Origin of the sequence: Variovorax boronicumulans, from assembly GCF_019352895.1 — a bacterium.
In the GTDB taxonomy this organism is placed as follows: Bacteria; Pseudomonadota; Gammaproteobacteria; order Burkholderiales; family Burkholderiaceae_C; genus Variovorax; species Variovorax boronicumulans_A.
In genome coordinates this window covers 235568-251625 of record NZ_JAAAFX010000009.1, presented here as the reverse complement: position 1 = coordinate 251625, position 16058 = coordinate 235568, and the positions used below count along the sequence as shown (strand labels likewise).

At 68.7% G+C, this 16058-nt stretch carries 15 protein-coding genes; 7 read left to right on the top strand and 8 right to left on the bottom strand.

Annotated elements, in window-relative coordinates; translation table 11 throughout:
• The first annotated feature begins 89 nt into the window (after window positions 1–89).
• A complete protein-coding gene (gene tam / locus K0H49_RS20430; RefSeq protein WP_219216333.1) occupies window positions 90–854 on the top strand; it encodes a trans-aconitate 2-methyltransferase in 765 nt (254 codons plus the stop codon).
• Between the two features lie 45 nt (window positions 855–899).
• Here the strand turns inward: tam and K0H49_RS20425 are convergent, their stop codons facing one another.
• From K0H49_RS20425 to K0H49_RS20410, 4 genes are read right to left on the bottom strand one after another with little or no spacing between them, the layout of a single operon-like run.
• On the bottom strand, window positions 900–2180 hold the full coding sequence (locus K0H49_RS20425; RefSeq protein WP_219216332.1) for a TRAP transporter large permease: 1281 nt from the start codon (window positions 2178–2180) through the stop codon (window positions 900–902).
• Entirely contained in the window at window positions 2177–2761 is a 585-nt protein-coding gene (locus K0H49_RS20420; protein ID WP_219216330.1) for a TRAP transporter small permease, read from the bottom strand. Before K0H49_RS20420 ends, K0H49_RS20425 begins: the two co-directional genes overlap by 4 nt.
• 19 nt (window positions 2762–2780) lie before the next feature.
• Window positions 2781–3224 carry a type II 3-dehydroquinate dehydratase gene (locus K0H49_RS20415; protein ID WP_219216328.1) on the bottom strand — a complete coding sequence of 148 codons (444 nt, stop codon included), beginning with the start codon at window positions 3222–3224 and terminating at the stop codon, window positions 2781–2783.
• 20 nt (window positions 3225–3244) lie between these two features.
• On the bottom strand, window positions 3245–4225 hold the full coding sequence (locus tag K0H49_RS20410; RefSeq protein WP_219219029.1) for a TRAP transporter substrate-binding protein: 981 nt from the start codon (window positions 4223–4225) through the stop codon (window positions 3245–3247).
• Between the two features lie 216 nt (window positions 4226–4441).
• Here K0H49_RS20410 and K0H49_RS20405 point away from each other — a divergent pair, with 216 nt between their 5' ends.
• Entirely contained in the window at window positions 4442–5227 is a 786-nt protein-coding gene (locus tag K0H49_RS20405; protein WP_219216326.1) for an IclR family transcriptional regulator, read from the top strand.
• Window positions 5228–5294: 67 nt separating this feature from the next.
• Here the strand turns inward: K0H49_RS20405 and K0H49_RS20400 are convergent, their stop codons facing one another.
• A complete protein-coding gene (locus K0H49_RS20400; protein WP_219216325.1) occupies window positions 5295–7514 on the bottom strand; it encodes an outer membrane protein assembly factor BamB family protein in 2220 nt (739 codons plus the stop codon).
• 81 nt (window positions 7515–7595) lie between these two features.
• Window positions 7596–8648 carry a ThuA domain-containing protein gene (locus K0H49_RS20395; RefSeq protein WP_219219027.1) on the bottom strand — a complete coding sequence of 351 codons (1053 nt, stop codon included), beginning with the start codon at window positions 8646–8648 and terminating at the stop codon, window positions 7596–7598.
• A 354-nt stretch (window positions 8649–9002) separates the two neighbouring features.
• Between K0H49_RS20395 and K0H49_RS20390 the strand changes: the two genes are divergently transcribed.
• The 5 genes from K0H49_RS20390 to K0H49_RS20370 all read left to right on the top strand — a co-directional run bounded on the left by K0H49_RS20390 (window position 9003) and on the right by K0H49_RS20370 (window position 13966).
• Window positions 9003–9212 carry a hypothetical protein gene (locus K0H49_RS20390; RefSeq protein ID WP_219216322.1) on the top strand — a complete coding sequence of 70 codons (210 nt, stop codon included), beginning with the start codon at window positions 9003–9005 and terminating at the stop codon, window positions 9210–9212.
• A 75-nt stretch (window positions 9213–9287) separates the two neighbouring features.
• Window positions 9288–9998 (top strand): LuxR C-terminal-related transcriptional regulator, encoded by a 711-nt coding sequence (locus K0H49_RS20385; protein WP_219216320.1) that lies wholly within the window; start codon window positions 9288–9290, stop codon window positions 9996–9998.
• 11 nt (window positions 9999–10009) lie between these two features.
• Entirely contained in the window at window positions 10010–11767 is a 1758-nt protein-coding gene (locus K0H49_RS20380; RefSeq protein ID WP_219216319.1) for an ATP-binding response regulator, read from the top strand.
• Window positions 11768–11924: 157 nt separating this feature from the next.
• Window positions 11925–12848 (top strand): CsgG/HfaB family protein, encoded by a 924-nt coding sequence (locus tag K0H49_RS20375; RefSeq protein ID WP_219216317.1) that lies wholly within the window; start codon window positions 11925–11927, stop codon window positions 12846–12848.
• 206 nt (window positions 12849–13054) lie between these two features.
• A complete protein-coding gene (locus K0H49_RS20370; protein WP_219216315.1) occupies window positions 13055–13966 on the top strand; it encodes a LysR family transcriptional regulator in 912 nt (303 codons plus the stop codon).
• Window positions 13967–13988: 22 nt separating this feature from the next.
• Here the strand turns inward: K0H49_RS20370 and K0H49_RS20365 are convergent, their stop codons facing one another.
• On the bottom strand, window positions 13989–14849 hold the full coding sequence (locus K0H49_RS20365; RefSeq protein ID WP_219216313.1) for an isocitrate lyase/PEP mutase family protein: 861 nt from the start codon (window positions 14847–14849) through the stop codon (window positions 13989–13991).
• A gap of 14 nt (window positions 14850–14863) precedes the next feature.
• Window positions 14864–16051, bottom strand: coding sequence for a 2-methylaconitate cis-trans isomerase PrpF (gene prpF, locus K0H49_RS20360; protein WP_219216311.1), 1188 nt, complete (start codon window positions 16049–16051; stop codon window positions 14864–14866).
• Window positions 16052–16058: the final 7 nt, after the last annotated feature.

The window sequence follows — 16058 nt, the reverse complement described above, 5'->3', positions numbered from 1 at the left end:
TATGGCACCTCTTCATTCTTGGCATTTGAAATCATAGATCGATCGACTTACGCTCGTGCACAGCCTCACCCCACCCGAAGGAACACACGATGACCTGGTCTGCCAAGAAGTACTCGACCTTTGAACAGGAGCGGACCCGCCCGGTCCGCGACCTGGTCGCCGCCATCCCGACGAAGGCGGTGCGCCACGCCATCGACCTGGGCTGCGGCCCGGGCAACTCCACCGAAGTGCTGGCCGCGCGCTTCCCGCAGGCGCAGGTCAGCGGCGTCGACAGTTCCGACGACATGGTGGCCGCCGCGCGCCAGCGCCTGCCCGGCATGGACTTCGCGCTGGCCGACATCGCCGCCTGGAACCCGGCCCAGCCCTTCGACGTGATCCTGGCCAATGCCTCGCTCCAGTGGCTGCCCGACCATGCGACGCTGTACCCGCACCTTGTCAAGCAACTGGCCCCGGGCGGCAGCCTGGCCATCCAGACCCCCGACAACCTCGAAGAACCGGCGCACCGGCTTGCCCGGCAGATCGCGGCCGACGGCCCCTGGACCGGCAAGATCGGCGCGGTCAAGCATCCGGCGCGGCACAGCGCGGATTTCTACTACGCACTGCTGCAACCGCTTTGCACCCGCGTCGACGTCTGGCGCACCACCTACTTCCACCCGCTGGCGGGCGGCCCCTCGGCGGTGGTCGAGTGGTTCGAGGGCTCGGCGCTGCGCCCCTTCCTGGGTCCACTGGACGCGGACGAGAAGGCGGCCTTCCTCGCCCGCTATCTGCAGGCCGTCACCGAGGCCTATCCGCCGCTGCCCGACGGCACGGTGCTGCTGCCCTTCCCGCGGCTGTTCATCGTCGCGAACCGCTGAACGCCCCGCCCCCTTCGGAGCGACGGGCGCGCAGGCAGCGCGACATCAGCCCGCGAACAGCTTGGCGGGCCAGGTCACCAGCACCGGGAACAGCACCATGAGGAACATCATCGCGAACTCGGCCAGCATGAAGGGCACCACGCCTCGCGTCACGTCGTCCATCGAGATCTTGCCGACGCCGGCCACCACGTTGAGCACCGTGCCGACCGGCGGGGTCACGAGGCCGATCGAGTTGTTGATGATGAACATCACGCCGAAGTAGACCGGATCGATGCCGGCCGCGTTCACCACCGGCATCAGCACCGGCGTGAGGATCAGGATGGTCGGCGTCATGTCCATGGCCGTGCCGACCACCATGACCAGCACCATGATCGCGACCATCAGCAGGATCTTGTTGTCCATGAAGGGCTGCAGCAGGCCGATCACCTTCGACGGCAGGTCCGCCACCGTGATGAGCCAGGCGCTGACCATGGCCGCGGCGATCAGGAACATCACGATCGCGCTGGTCTTGGCGGCGCTCACGAAGATGCCGTAGAGATCGCGCCAGCGGAGCTCGCGGTAGATCGCCGTCGAGACGAAGAGCGCGTAGGTCGCGGCCACCACCGCGGCTTCGGTCGGCGTGAAGACGCCCATGCGAAGGCCGACCAGGATGATCACCGGCAGCATCAGCGCCCAGAGCGCCTTGCGGAAGGCCAGCGCGATCTCGGCGCCCGACTTGCGCGGCGGCGGCACGAGCTTCTCGCGCCGCACCAGCCAGGCCCAGGTGACCCACAGCGCGCCGCCAAGCAGCAGGCCCGGCACGATGGCCGCGAGGAACAGCTTCGAGATCGACACGTTGGCCGCGACGCCGAAGATCACCAGGCCGATGCTGGGCGGGATCACCGGGCCGATGACGCCCGTGGCCGCGATCAGGCCGGCCGCGCGTGGCTTGTCATGGCCGGCCTTCACCATCATCGGCAGCAGCAAGGCCGTGAGCGCCGCGGCATCGGCCACCGCCGAACCCGACAGCGCCGACAACAGGCAACCCGCCATGATGGTCACGTAGCCCAGCCCGCCCTTGACGTGCCCGACCAGCGCCAGCGCGAAGTCGACGATGCGCTTGGACAGCCCGCCGACGTTCATGATCTCGCCGGCCAGCATGAAGAAGGGCACCGCCAGCAGCGGGAAACTGTCGGCCCCGCCGATCAGGTTCTGCGCCAGGATCTGCGCATCGAACAGGTCCAGGTGCCACATCAGCGCGACGCCGCTGGCCAGGAGCGAGAAGGCGATCGGAATGCCGAGCGCCATGGCGGCAAGCAGCGCGCCGACGAAAACGAGGATGGTCATGAACGGGGTCCGGAACGGGGGGCCGAGGGCGGGGCCGGCTGCGCGGCCTCGCCGAGGATCTGCTGCAGCTGCACGGACTCTTCCGACTCCTGCACCATGACCAGTTCGGCATCGCTGAGCTGGCCGGTGAACATCCGGTACAGGTCCAGCGCGAGGACGATGGCGGCCAGCACCGAGAACACGATGCTGGCGACGTAGACGATGGCCATCGGCGCACCGGTGGTGGGTGCCGTCACGTCCCAGTTGATGCGCGCCTGCGCCACGCTGCCCTGGAACAGCAGCCAGACGATGTAGAGCATCACCAGATGCCCGAGCGCCAGGCAGATCTTCTTGCCGCGCGGCGGGAGCTTCTGCACCACCATGTCCACGCCCAGATGGCCGTGCTCCTTGAGCGCGACCACCGCGCCCAGGAAAGTCATCCAGATGAACAGCCAGCGCGACAGCTCCTCCGACACCGTGATGCCGGAGTTGAAGCCATAGCGCAGCACCACGTTGCCGAACACCAGCAACACCATCAGCGCCAGCATGAGAGCGATGAGTCCATCGATTCCCCTGCAGACGCCATCGACCCATCGGTTCATGTCGTGCCCTTCGATCCGCTCACGCCGTGGCTTCGGTCACGGTCTGCACCAGTGCGCGCAGCGCCGCCAGGTAGGAGATCGGGCCGAGCCCCTGGATCGTCGCCTTGACCGCCGGCGAGATGATCGAATGCGCGCGCCAGGCCTCGCGTGCCGCGATGTTCGACATGTGGACCTCGATGGTCGGAAAGGGCATCGCCTTGATCGCATCGTGCAGCGGCACGCCGTGCTGCGTGAGCCCGGCCGGATTGACCAGCGCGCCCTGCGCCGTGTCGATGTGCGCATGCAGGAAGTCGACCAGCGCACCTTCATGGTTGGACTGCAGGATGGCCAGCTCGACCTTCAGTTCGGCCGCGAGCTGCGCGAGCCGCTCGTTGATCTCGGCCAGCGTCGTGCGGCCATAGATGTGCGGCTCGCGCCGGCCGAAGAGGTTGAGGTTGGGGCCGTGGAGAACGAGGATCTTCATGGGTTGGTCTCGCATCGGCATCACTTGCGGATCCGCGCCAGCTCGTCGTTGTAGAGCTTGACGATCGAAGCGTCGTAGCTGGCGGCGAACTTGTCGATCACGGGCTTGGCGATCTGGCGCATGCGCGCCTGCTCGGCCGGTGCCAGCTCGTTGTACTGCAGGCCCTTGGCCTGAAGATCGCCCACCGCGCGCTGCGCCGCGGCACGGCTGACCTGCCGCTGATAGCCGCGGGCCTCGTCGGCCGCCTCGTTCATCATCTTCTGCTCCGGGGGCGTGAGCGAGTCCCAGAACTTCTTGCTCACCAGCACGATGTTCGCGGCGTACACATGGTTGGTGGCGCTCACGAACTTCTGCACTTCGAAGAACTTGTTCGAGAGGATCACCGCGTACGGGTTCTCCTGGCCGTCGACCGCCTTGGCTTCGAGCGCGCCATAGAGCTCGGCGAAGGGCATCGGCACCGGGTTCGCCTTGAAGGCCTTGAAGGTCTCGAGGAACACCGGGTTGGGGATCACGCGGATCTTCAGGCCGTCGAGGTCCTCGGGCCTGGTGATCGCGCGCTTGCTGTTGGTGACGTTGCGAAAGCCCAGGTCCCAGTAGCCCAGCGCGACCAGGCCCTTCTCCGGCAGCTTCGCGATCAGTGCCTGCCCGAGCGGGCCGTCGAGCAGCGCATCGGCCTGCGCGAAGGTGCTCACCGCGAACGGGAAGTCGACCAGGCCGAACTCCTTGACGATGCCCGCCAGCGAGGTCGTCGCGGGCGCGGACATCTGCTGCACGCCGCCCTGCAGCGCGGACTGCTGCTGCATCTCGTTGCCGAGCTGCGAGGCCGGGAACTCCAGCACCTTCATCTTGCCGCCGCTCTTCGTGGCCAGGATTTCGGCGAAGCGCTTCACGCCGAAGCTCACCGGGTGATCGGCGTTGTTGAGGTGGCCGAAGCGGATCACGCGCTCCTGCTGCGCGAACGCCGGCAGGGTCAACAGGGTGGACAGGACGGCGACGGCCATCAGGCTGGCGGTTTTTCTCAAGGGGATGCTCCTGGTGAGATCGGATGGATGCGACCTGCTGAAGGCCGCGACGGACCGATACTAGAATTAAACGGAAATGTTTTCCACAGTGAAAACCCTTTTGTCTCCGCTTTTGATACAGTGGCAACGACCCCGTGCGGCGAGCCATTTCGGTTGCGCACGACGGCTGGCGAGACACCGACAGAAAGAACCCTGATGAGCAGCATCCTCGAGCGAAGTTTGAAAGTCCTGGAGCACCTCGCTGCCCACCCCGACGGCAAGGCGCTGTCGACGCTGGCCTCCGAACTCGAGATGCCGCTGAGCGCCACGCATCGGCTGCTGTCCGAGTTGATCCGCTGCGGCTACGTGCGCCAGGACCAGAGCCATGGCGACTACGTGCTGACCATCAAGCTGGTGTCGCTGGGCCTGGGCTTCCTGAGCGCCAGCGGCGTGGTCGACATCGCGCAGCCGCTGCTCGACCGGCTGGCGTCCGAATCGGGCGAGCTGGTGCGCCTGGGCGTGGTCGACGGCGACGAACTGATCTTCGTGGCCAAGGCGCAGGGCGCCACGCGCGGACTGCGCTACGACCCGGACATGGGACTCTCGGTCAACCTCTCCTGCAGCTCCGCGGGCCACGCCTGGCTGTCGACGATGAGCGACGAACGCGCGCTCGAACTCGTGGCCCGCCAGGGCTTCGGCAAGCCGGAGGATTTCGGACCACGCGCCGTCACCTCGGTGAAGTCGCTGCTGAGCCATCTGAAGGCCACGCGCCAGCGCGGCTTCAGCATGATCGTGGAGGTGTTCGCACCCGCGATGACTGCGATGGCCGCGCCGCTCCGCGACAACGCCGGCGCGGTGATCGGCGTGGTCACCATCGCCGGACCGCTGGTGCGGCTCACCGAGAAGCGCATGCTCGAGCTCGCGCCCGCGCTGCTCAGCACCACCCGGCAGCTCGCGGGTGCCAGCGGCGCCTCGGCCCTGCTCAAGAAGCGCGCGGCCTGAAGGCTGCATCAACGCACACGGCCTCGGTGCAAACCGAGGCCGTGGCAAGAGCAGCGCGGGCGCGCGCTCAGTAGACGACGATCTTCCCCGTCGGCCGCGGGCTGTGGCAATCGTTGTAGAAGTACTCGCCCGGCGTGTCGAAGGTGTGGGCCGCCGAGACGCCCGGCGCCAGCCTGAAGTCGAACCGGCCTTCGAAGAACTGGGTCGCGCAGTGCGTGTTGGCGTTGTCGGCCGGGTTGGTGAAGGTCACGGTGGTGTTCACCGGCACGCGCATCCAGGTCGGCGTCATCGCATTCACCGCCGTCGACTCGGCCGCACCCGGCACGTTGGCGGCCGTCGGCACGCGCCCCAGGAACACCGTGTTGGGCGAAGGCAGTGCCGCGCCTTCGACCGCGCTGCCCGACACCGGACGGCGCACGGTGGGTGGCTGCGGCGTGGCCGCGGGCGGCACCGTGCCGCCGACCTTGAAGGCCCACAGGTAGTCGCCGCGCGCTGCCGAATCGCCGTAGGGAATGCCGGTGCCGCCCGCGTACACCGCGACGTATTGCTCGCCGTCGATCTCGTAGCTCACCGGGCTCGCGCTGATGGCCGCGCCGGTCTGGAAGCGCCACAGCTCGTTGCCGTTGTCGCCATCCATCGCCAGCAGGTTGCCATCGGGCTGGCCGATGAAGAGCAGGCGCGAGGCCGTGGTCAGGATGCCGTTGCCATGCGCCAGCGAGTACGGCATGTGCTTCTTCCACTTGACCAGGTTGGTGCCCGGGTCGACCGCGACGATGCCGCCGGTCATGTACGCGCCGGGCGGCCGCAGTCCGTTGGAGGCCTCGGTCAGCGAATGGGCCGCGGCCACGTAGCCGGTGCCGGTGTAGACCAGGCCGGTGGCGGGGCTGAAGGACTGGTGGTTCCAGTTGGCGCCGCCGCCGTGGCCCGGCGCGGACAGCGTGGGCACGTCCCAATGCGGATCGAAGAGGCAGCCGATCTTGTAGTGGGGCACCGCGCGGTTCGGGTCGCCGGGGATGGCCGTGCCCAGCGGCTGGTCGACCACGCAGGAGTCGGTCCAGGCGCCCTGGCGCGGAATCGGCTGGGTGGGCCAGGTGGCCTGGCGCGCGTCCTGCTTGACCGGAACCTCGTCGATGCCCAGCGGCGCGCTGCCGTCCTTGCGGTCGAGGATGTAGTACATGCCGGTCTTGCTGCCGTAGATCACGACCTTGCGCGGGCGGCCTTCGATCTGCACGTCGGCCAGCACCGGCGCCATGACGTTGTCCATGTCCCAGATGTCGTGGTGCACCGACTGGAAGTGCCACTTGTACTCGCCCGTCTTGAGGTCGAGCGCGACGATCGAATTGGCGAACAGGTTGAGGCCGGGCCGCGTCGAGCCGTTCTGCGAGGAGCCGCCACGCGTGTTGCCGAAGGTCCAGTAGACCAGGCCGAGTTCGGGGTCGATCGCCGGGTGGATCCACGGCGTGGCACCCGTGCGGTCGGTCTCCGGCGCATTGCCCCAGGTCTCGTGGCCGGGCTCGCCGACGCGAGGCACGCCCCAGAACGCGGTCAGCACCTCGCCGTTGCCGGCATCGGCCGAAAAGGCCGCGCCGCGGTTGCCGTCGTTGGTGCCGATGTAGAGGCGCCTGTCGTGGTAGACCAGCGCCACCTTCTGCACCGCGCCGACGAAGCCGCTGTCGGTGCTTCCCGGGTACTGCTTGGTCCAGGCCACCTCGCCCGTGTCCTTGCGCAACGCCACGAGCCGGTTGCCGCCCGCGAGCGTGTAGACCAGGCCGAGGTCCTTGGCCACCGCCACGCCGCGGCGCGTGACCACGCCATGCGGCGTGCTCCACTTCCACTTCGTGACGCCGGTCTTGCCGTCTACCGCGATCACGTTGCCCAGCGCCGACTCGATGTAGATCACGCCGTCGACCACCACCGTGGTGCTCTGGTTGGTGCCGGTGTTCAGCCCGCCTTCGATGCGGTTGACCCAGGCGCCGCCCAGCTGCGCGACCTCGGCCTTGCCGACCTTCTGCAGCATCGAGTAGTTCTGGTTGCCCAGGTTGCCGCCGACCTTGGGAAAGTCCTTGTCGCCGGGGGTGCAGCAATCGTCGAGCGCCGCGGCGACCGCAGGCGTCGGCGTGGGCTCGACGGGCGCGGTACCGCCATCGGGACCGGGTCCGCTGCCGGTGCCGGGACCGGCGCCCACACCGACACTCGCGCTGTCGTCGCCGCCGCAGCCGTGGAGCAGGAGCGGCGACGCGATCACGCCGCAGGACAGCAGCATGGCTGCCAGGGATTTGAGTTTCATGGAGGTCTCTTCACGCGACGGGTGCCGCACGGATGGGGGGACGCGCTGCCGTGCTTCGAGCGACGGCAGCGATGGCGAGAACTAGTCGGTGCAGAAGGGCGTCAGGCCCATGGCCGACTTGACGCCCTGCACCACGAGTTTCTGGAACGCGTCCGCGCCCGGGCCGGTCGAGTTCGCGGTGAACGAGTGGGTGTTGTGGCCCAGTGTCGAGAGCCAGGCGCGGCCGCCGTCGTAGTACTGGCACCAGGCCACCGGATGGAAGCCCGCGTGTCCCGGATGCGGCGCCGCCGTCAACGGCAGCAGCGTCGAGGTGTCGACCTTGGCCAGGAACTTGACGTTGGTCGGGAAGGGCGTGAGGTTGTACCACTCGTCCTGGAAGGTGAAGCGCGCCGGAACGCCGTCGGTCGAAGGGTCCTGCGCGACGATCTCCACATCGCCCGCCCGGTTGGGCCCGTGGTTGTAGAAGTTGGCGTTGCCCAGCAGGCCCTCGTAGTAAGGCCAGTTGTATTCGGCGCCGAAGGCGTTGTGCAGCCCCACGAAGCCACCGCCGCGCCGCATGTAGTTGCGCAGCGCGGTGCGCGCCGCATCGTTGCTCGTCGGCACGGCATCGTTCCACAAGGTGTCGCGGTTGGAGCTCGCGAAGATGATCGCCTTGTAGTTGTTGACCCGGGCCCCGAGGATCGCGACGTCTTCGGTCCAGTCGGCGGTGATGCCGGCTTCGGCCAGCATCCGCACCAACCCGGCCTGCATCACGTTGTCGGGGTTCATCGTCGGGTTCATGCCAGTGCCCATCGGCGTGCCCAGGTTCGCATGGCGCGGGCCGGCGGTGCGCGAGTAGATCAGCACGCGGTCCGGGGTGGTGGCGAACGCACCCCAGTCGTTGTAGCACTTGGAATCCGTCCCCCGGCACACGTTGTAGTAGAGGTCGAAGCTCTTGTCCTCGGCATCGACCACGGGGGTCGTCGGCGTGACCGGATCGACGGGTGGCGTCGTGACGCCCGGCTCGGTCGGCGCCACGGTCACGGGCGGCACCGCGGCACCGGGCGCGTCGCCGCCACCGCTGCCGCCGCCGCACGCCGCGATGGCCAGCACCGCCGCGGCGGTGAATGCGAGCTTGAAGCTCGACGAGTCCATGGATTTCAAGACAGTCTCCTTGTTGTTGATCACGATGCAGTCGCCATGGCGGCGAGGGGCCATGGGGTTCGGCTGCCGACGGCCCCGCCGGCAGAGAGGGAACACCAGGAAATCTCCAGGGCGCCCTGCTCGGCACGCCTGGAAGAACCCAAGAGCGCATCGTATGAGAAGTGGAATATCTTTTCATTATGGAAATCCCTTCCTACTTTTGACTTCAGCGCGCTCCATTGGAAAAGGCCTGTCGGCATCGGTCCGAAGCACCGCGGCCTGCGCGGGCTACCCGGTGATTGCGCAAGCGCCTACATCGGCGAAGCAGCGGCCCGGTTTCACTGGAAGCCCACAAAGGAGCCCGCCATGCCGCCATCCACGAACGACGACCTTGAACACGGCGCACAGCCGATCGAGCACGCAGGCACCGAAGCGCAGCGCCGCGCCGCGCAGTTCCGCAGGGAAGAAGCGGGCGCAGGAGCGCCGGGCGCGGACGAGAACGCGGCCGGCTTCCTGAAGAAGCCGGTGGCGGCCACGGAAGACGAGGACGCCGATCCGGTGGGCGGCAACGAATGAGTTGCGGGCGACGGCGTCCACGGATGTGACTTCCGGCACTTCCGCCTGCCGTGCGCTTCGCTACCATCGTTCGCAATGCGAACCGAATCGATCCTGCACACCCTGGCGCCTCCGCACGCCGACACCGCCCTCCCCCCTGCACGGCCCCGTGCGATCCTGGTCGTCGATGACCACGACCTGGTGCGCCTGGGGGTGCGCGCGCTGGTGCAATCGCAGGCCACCGATCCGGCAACGGCCACCGAGGTCTTCGAGGCCGACAGCCTGGCCAGCGCGCTGGCCCTCTACGCGGCCGCGCAGGACGCGATCGGCCTGGTGCTGCTCGATCTCGCGCTGCCCGACACGCAGGGTCTCGAGGGCCTGATCGCGTTTCGCACGCACTTTCCCCTGGCCCGCATCGTGGTCCTCTCGGGCACCGTCGACACCACGCTGTCGCGCGGCGCGCTCGACCAGGGCGCGCTCGCATTCCTGCCCAAGTCGGCGGACCTCAACGAGGTCGTGAGCTTCATCCGCGCCTGCGGCCTGCTCGACGTGCAGAGCGCTGCCATCGGACTGCCGGCGCTGCCCGGGCCGTTGTCGACCACACCGTCGGCCGAACGGCCCGAGGCCCTGGAGCAGCTCACGCCGCGGCAGCTCGAGGTGCTGCAGTGGGTGCTCGAAGGCAAGGCCAACCGCGAGATCGCGCAGCTGGCCCATCTGAGCGAAGGCACGGTGAAAAACCATGTCTCGACGCTGCTGCTGCTGTTCGGCGTGCGCTCGCGGGCGCAGCTGATCAGCCAGTTGCGTTGAACCCGCGGTCCATGCACGCGCGCGTCCCCGCCCGCCCCGCGGGCCGCGACGACGACGACGCGCTCGAACAGCGCGTGCTGCGCGAGCACGTCGCCTCGGTCTACTACATCTACAACGCCACGCTGGTCGCGCGGCTGGTGTTCATCCTGGTGCTGGGCGCCTTCCTGTACGTGCAGCTGCGCGAACCGGCGGTGATTGCCTTCGTCGGCATCCACCTCGCGCTCTATGCCTACCTGGCTTTCGCGCCGCGCTGGACGCCCGCGGCGCCGGCCGCCGACAGCCCGCGATGGGTGCGGCGCATCACGGTCGCCGTCACGCTCATGGGCCTGGCGGACGCCATGGCGCCGTGGTTGTTCGTCCCCGCCGGCAATATCGCCGTGACCGCGGTGCTGATGGTGGTGATGCTCGGCAATTGCGCGCGCGCCGTGCAGTCGCTGCGGCCGCTGACGGTCGCGATGTACGGCCACACGCTGCCGATGCTGGGCGGCCTGATCGCCGCACTGATCGTGCATGGCGACGGCATGCACTGGTTCCTCGCCGCCTTCGCCACGGTCAACCTCACGCTGATGCTGCGGGTCGGTGTGCAGGAGCACCGGCAACTGACCGACGCGCTGCTGCTGCGCTTCGAGAACGAGGCCCTGGCCGCGCGCCTGAGCGAACAGGTCGCGGCCACCGAGCGCGCGAGCGCCGAGAAGACGCGCTTCCTGACCACCGCCAGCCACGACCTGCGCCAGCCGCTGCATGCGGTCGCGCTGTTCGGTGCCGCGCTCGAGACCGCACTGCAGAACCGGCCCGAAGGGCGCAACGCCGAGCGCCTGATGCGCGCGGTCAATGCGCTGGGCAAGTCGCTCGACACCATGCTCGACGTGTCGCGCCTGGATGCCGGCGTGGTCACGCCGGTGCCGCAGCCGGTGCAGCTCGACGCGCTGCTGCTGTCGCTCAACCACGTGTTCTCGGCGCAGGCCGAACAGAAGGACCTGCAGCTGCGCCTGCGCGCCAGCGGGCTCTGGGTGCACAGCGATCCGCAGTTGCTGGCGCGCATGCTGTCGAACCTGATCGACAACGCCATCAAGTACACGCAGCGCGGCGGTGTCACCGTGACGGCGCGCGCGCACGGCCGCACGGTGCGCATCGACGTGCTGGACACCGGCGCGGGCATCGCGCCCGACCAGCGCGACCGGATCTTCGAGGAGTTCTACCAGGTCGGCAACTCGGGCCGCGACCGCGCGCGCGGCCTGGGCATCGGCCTGTCGATCGTGCAGCGCCTCTCGCGCCTGCTCGGCCATCCGGTCGAACTGCATTCGCGCATCGGACGCGGCAGCCGCTTTCGCATCTCGCTGCCGCTGGCCGAAGCCCGGGCGCGCGTCGCGCTGGCCGCGCGTCCCGACGGCAGCCTGCCCCGGCGCGTGCTGCTGATCGACGACGAGGCCGACATCCGCGAAGCCATGTCCGTGCTGCTGCGCGCCTGGTCGATCGAGGTGATGGCGGTCTGCGACGAGCAGGGCGCGGTGGACGCGCTCAGCCGCGCGCAGGTGCCCTCGCAGCAGGCCGACATGCTGATCTGCGACTACCGCCTGCCCGACGGCGTCAACGGGCTCGACGTCGGCCTGCGGCTGCATCGCCGCTTCGGCATCGAACGCCCCCTGCTGCTCATCACCGGCGAGACCGCACCCGAACCGCTGCGGCACGCGCGCGAATCGGGCGTGCAGATGCTGTTCAAGCCGGTCAATGCCGCGGCGCTGCGGCGCGCGCTCACCGCCGAAAAGTGACTTTCGGCACTGGTGGCACCCGCCTTCAACGCTTAACTTTCGGCTCGCCCGACCCCGGGCGCTCCCCCTCCCGAAAGTTATCAATGAAAAGCAGTCTGCGGATCGCGGCCAGGGCCGTCGTTCTGCGCGCACGCCGCGGCGGCTTCGGATCCTGACCATGCACACTGCCACCCACCCCGCGCGCCTGCTGCGCTTCACCCGGACCGCATCGGTGCTGGCCGGCCTGGCGATGCTCGCCGCCTGCCAGACCACCGACATGCAGATGGGCGCCCAGGGCGCCAAGACCGTTGCCACCGGCGCGGCCGCGGGCGATGCCACGGCCAACACCAACAGCGCGCTCGAGAAGTGCGCCTCGCCGCTGGGCACCGTCTCGCTGATCGAGAACCAGTCGGCCGGCTGGTACACGATCCTGCGCAACGAGTACAAGCTGCCGCCCACGGCCAACCTGCTGCGCCTGCTGATCCAGCAGTCGAACTGTTTCGTGGTGGTCGAGCGCGGCGCGGCCGGCATGAACGCGATGACGCGCGAGCGCGCGTTGATGCAGTCGGGCGAGATGCGCCAGGGCAGCAACTTCGGCGGCGGCCAGATGGTGGCCTCCGACTACGGCCTGTCGCCCGAGATCGTGTTCAACAACAACAACGCCGGCGGCATGGGCGCCTCGCTCGGCGGCCTGGTCGGCGGCCGCTACGGCGGCGTGCTCGCGGCCGTGGGCGGCAACCTGCAGACCAAGGAGGCCAGCACCCTGCTGACGCTGATCGACAACCGTTCGGGCGTGCAGGTCGCGGCCTCGGAAGGCAGCGCCTCCAAGACCGACTTCGGCGGCTTCGGCCAGCTCTTCGGCGGCACCGCCGCGGGCGGCCTGGGCGGCTACACCAACACCGCCCAGGGCAAGGTGATCAGCGCGGCCTTCATGGACGCCTTCAATCAGATGGTGGTGGCGCTGCGCAACTACAAGGCGCAGACGGTCAAGGGCCAGGGCCTGGGCGGCGGCGGCCGGCTGGGCGTGGACGGCGCAGCGGCACCGTCGCAGACCTCGGCACCGGGCGCGACCCGCGCCTCGACCCGCAAGAAGAAGCAGTGATCGGCGGCTTCACGCAGCGCGAACCATAGGACGGCCTCCGGCCGAACCGGCTGGGGCATGGCCTCGCGCTGCGCGTCGAGGTTGTGGGTGGTGGTGATCGGTATCGCAGAGGTCCGGCCGTCTGGAAAAAGCAGGATCCGAGGCTCGGCGACCCGTGAAGTAAGATGGCCTTACCTCACTCCATCGATGAATTCCACTCATTCGCCATGCTCGAGCGCAGCCATCTTTCGATCGTCCAGGAAGTGGACAAGCAGGGCTCGCTCACGGCGGCCGCCGAGGTGCTGCACCTCACGCAGTCGGCGCTGAGCCATTCGATCCGCAAGCTCGAGGCCCAGCTCGGAACCGAGATCTGGCAGCGCGAAGGCCGCAGCCTGCGGCTGACCCAGGCGGGCCAGTACCTGCTGGCGGTCGCCAACCGGGTGCTGCCGCAACTCGCGCTGGCCGAGGAGCGCCTGGGCCAGTTCGCCCAGGGCGAACGCGGCTCGCTGCGCATCGGCATGGAATGCCACCCCTGCTACCAATGGCTGCTCAAGGTGGTCTCGCCCTACCTCGCGAACTGGCCCGACGTGGACGTGGACGTGAAGCAGAAATTCCAGTTCGGCGGCATCGGCGCGCTGTTCGGCCACGAGATCGACCTGCTGGTGACGCCCGACCCGCTCTACAAGCCGGGCCTGCACTACGAGCCGGTGTTCGACTACGAGCAGGTGCTGGTGGTGCCGCGCGGCCACGCGCTGGCGAACCTGCCCTACGTGAAGCCCGCGCACCTGAGCAAGGAAGTCCTCGTGACCTACCCGGTCACCACGGACCGGCTGGACATCTACAACATGTTCCTGATGCCCGCGGGCGTGACACCCCGGCGCCACAAGGCCATCGAGACCACCGACATCATGTTGCAGATGGTCGCGAGCGGCCGCGGCGTGGCCGCCCTGCCGCGCTGGCTGGTGGAGGAATACGCGCAGAAGATGGACATCGTGCCGGTCCGGCTGGGCCCGCGCGGCATCGCCAAGCAGATCTTCCTGGGCGCGCGCGAGATCGACACCGACGTCGACTACCTGAAGGCCTTCGTCGAGCTCGCGCGGCACTCGTCGGAGCTGTCGGCGCCGCAGGCGAGCGCCTGACACCGACGGCCAGGTCGCACTCTCAGGTGTAGCGCTTCTCCAGCGCATCCCATTCCGGCTTGCCGACCAGGCGCTGGCGTTCGGCGAAGGTCGCGACCAGGCCGCTCGATTCCTGCACCTCCTGCTCGTCGCGCAACACCGTCAGCGCCTTCTGCATGCCGGCGACCGCGCCCTGCAGCGCCGCGTTGGCGTACAGCACGATCCCGTAGCCGAGTTCGCCCAGTTCGGTGGCGTTGAAGATCGGCGTCTTGCCGCCGATCACCATGTTCATGAGTTGGGGCTTGGCCAGGCGCCGGGGCAGCGCGCGGATCTCGTCGGCGGTGGTCACGGCTTCGACGAACAGGATGTCGGCCCCGGCCTCGGCGAACTTCTGCGCGCGCTCGATGGCGGCCTCGAAGCCGTGCACGGCGGCGGCATCGGTGCGCGCCATGATCAGCAGGTCGGGGTCCTGGCGCGCATCGACCGCGGCCTTGATCTTGCTCACGGCTTCTTCGGTGACGATCACCTCCTTGCCCGAGAAATGGCCGCAGCGCTTGGGCGCAACCTGGTCCTCGAACTGGATGCAGTCGGCGCCGGCGCGCTCCAGCGTGCGCACCGTGTGGCGCACGTTCAGCGCATTGCCGAAGCCGGTGTCGGCATCGACGATCAGCGGCACCGAGACCGCATCGCGGATGCGCGCCGTGTGGTCGGCGATTTCCGCCAGGCCCATGAAGCCCTGGTCGGGCATGCCGAACCACATGTTGGTGACACCGGCGCCGGTGATGTAGATCGCCTGGAAGCCCAGGTCCTCGACCACCTTGGCCGACAGTGCGTTGAAAGCGCCGGGAACGATCAGGCCGCGGCGGGCCTCGGCCAGGGATTTGAGTTGCTTGCGGGTGGACATGCGAAAAATTCCAATCAGAAACTGTCGCCGGGAACGCGGACCCAGCCTTCCATCAGCACGCGGGCGCTGCGGCTCATCAGCGCCTTGGTCACGACCCATTGGCCGTCGACCTGGCGGGCCTCGGCGCCCACGCGCAGCGTGCCCGAGGGGTGCCCGAAGCGCACCGCCTGGCGCGCGCCGCCGCCGGCCGCGAGGTTCACCAGCGTGCCGGGAATGGCGGCGGCGGTGCCGATCGCGACCGCGGCCGTGCCCATCATCGCGTGGTGCAGCTTGCCCATCGACAGCGCGCGCACCAGCAGGTCGACGTCCGCCGCCTGCACGGCCTTGCCGCTGGAGGCGGTGTAGCCGGTGGGCGGGGCGACGAAAACCACCTTGGGCGTGTGCTGGCGCCGGGCCGCTTCGCCGACGTGCTGGATCAGGCCCATCTTGACCGCGCCATGCGCGCGGATGGCCTCGAACATGGCCAGCGCCCTGGCATCGCCGTTGATCGCCTCCTGCAGTTCGGTGCCGGTGCAGCCGATGTCGGCGGCGTTGAGGAAGATGGTGGGGATGCCGGCGTTGATCAGCGTGGCCTTGAACGTGCCGACGCCGGGCACCACGAGGTCGTCCACCACCTGGCCGGTCGGGAACATCGCGCCGCCGCCGTCGCCCTCGTCGGCCGGGTCGATGAACTCCAGCGCCACCTCGGCGGCCGGGAAGGTCACGCCGTCGAGTTCGAACTCGCCGGTCTCCTGCACTTCGCCGTCGACCATCGGCACCTGCGCCACGATGGTCTTGCCGATGTTGGCCTGCCAGATGCGCACGGTGCACAGGCCGTTGCGCGGCACGCGGGCCGGGTCGATCAGTCCCTGCGCGATCGCGAAGGGGCCGACCGCCGCCGAGAGGTTGCCGCAGTTGCCGGTCCATTCGACGAAGGCACTGTCGATCGAGACCTGGCCGAAGAGGTAGTCGACGTCGTGCTCCGGGCGCGTGGAAGGCGACAGGATCACGGTCTTCGAAGTCGACGAGGTCGCGCCGCCCATGCCGTCGATCTGCTTGCCGTAGGGGTCGGGGCTGCCGATCACGCGCAGCAGCAGCGCATCGCGCGCCGGCCCGGCTTCGCGCGCGGCCGGCGGCAGGTCCTGCAGGCGGAAGAACACGCCCTTGCTGGTGCCGCCGCGCATGTAGACGGCGGGGATCTTGATCTGAGGTACGGATGCCATGGTGAGG

Coding starts and splice junctions, on each gene's coding strand:
- K0H49_RS20400 (WP_219216325.1), bottom strand. CDS start 7,514: ATGAAACTCAAATCCCTGGCAGCCATGCTGCTGTCCTGCGGCGTGATC.
- K0H49_RS20380 (WP_219216319.1), top strand. CDS start 10,010: ATGCACGCGCGCGTCCCCGCCCGCCCCGCGGGCCGCGACGACGACGAC.
- K0H49_RS20415 (WP_219216328.1), bottom strand. CDS start 3,224: ATGAAGATCCTCGTTCTCCACGGCCCCAACCTCAACCTCTTCGGCCGG.
- K0H49_RS20390 (WP_219216322.1), top strand. CDS start 9,003: ATGCCGCCATCCACGAACGACGACCTTGAACACGGCGCACAGCCGATC.
- K0H49_RS20370 (WP_219216315.1), top strand. CDS start 13,055: ATGCTCGAGCGCAGCCATCTTTCGATCGTCCAGGAAGTGGACAAGCAG.
- tam (WP_219216333.1), top strand. CDS start 90: ATGACCTGGTCTGCCAAGAAGTACTCGACCTTTGAACAGGAGCGGACC.
- K0H49_RS20405 (WP_219216326.1), top strand. CDS start 4,442: ATGAGCAGCATCCTCGAGCGAAGTTTGAAAGTCCTGGAGCACCTCGCT.
- prpF (WP_219216311.1), bottom strand. CDS start 16,051: ATGGCATCCGTACCTCAGATCAAGATCCCCGCCGTCTACATGCGCGGC.
- K0H49_RS20395 (WP_219219027.1), bottom strand. CDS start 8,648: ATGGACTCGTCGAGCTTCAAGCTCGCATTCACCGCCGCGGCGGTGCTG.
- K0H49_RS20365 (WP_219216313.1), bottom strand. CDS start 14,849: ATGTCCACCCGCAAGCAACTCAAATCCCTGGCCGAGGCCCGCCGCGGC.
- K0H49_RS20420 (WP_219216330.1), bottom strand. CDS start 2,761: ATGAACCGATGGGTCGATGGCGTCTGCAGGGGAATCGATGGACTCATC.
- K0H49_RS20410 (WP_219219029.1), bottom strand. CDS start 4,225: ATGGCCGTCGCCGTCCTGTCCACCCTGTTGACCCTGCCGGCGTTCGCG.
- K0H49_RS20385 (WP_219216320.1), top strand. CDS start 9,288: ATGCGAACCGAATCGATCCTGCACACCCTGGCGCCTCCGCACGCCGAC.
- K0H49_RS20375 (WP_219216317.1), top strand. CDS start 11,925: ATGCACACTGCCACCCACCCCGCGCGCCTGCTGCGCTTCACCCGGACC.
- K0H49_RS20425 (WP_219216332.1), bottom strand. CDS start 2,180: ATGACCATCCTCGTTTTCGTCGGCGCGCTGCTTGCCGCCATGGCGCTC.